A 300-nucleotide genomic window follows, 5' to 3' on the forward strand; every position below is an offset into this window, starting at 1 on the left:
CGACTTCGTCGCCGATGGCTTTGAGCCAGCGGGTGACGGTGCCTTCGGTGACGGATTCGCCGAGTGCGGGCATGGTGACGGGGGTGCCCGAGCCGTTGCTGGTCGACGGGGCGGGGGTTGCTGCGGCGGGGGCGGCCTCGGCGGGGGCGGCCTCTGCGGGCTTCTCGGCTGCGGGGGCCGGTGCGGCCGGTGCTGCTGCGGTCTGCTGCGCGGGGGCCTCGGAGCCGATGACAGCGAGTTGGCCGCCGACCTCGACGGTGTCGTCTTCCTGCGCGGAGATCTCGGTGAGGATTCCGGCGA

Annotated in this window: 1 pseudogene; it reads right to left on the reverse strand. The window is 73.7% G+C overall.

Features of this window, described 5'->3' with window-relative positions:
* Positions 1-300: pseudogene (locus MWU77_RS24500) on the reverse strand (pyruvate dehydrogenase complex dihydrolipoyllysine-residue acetyltransferase); the annotation flags it as partial.

Origin of the sequence: Rhodococcus sp. F64268, from assembly GCF_023015605.1 — a bacterium.
Classification (GTDB): domain Bacteria; phylum Actinomycetota; class Actinomycetes; order Mycobacteriales; family Mycobacteriaceae; genus Rhodococcus.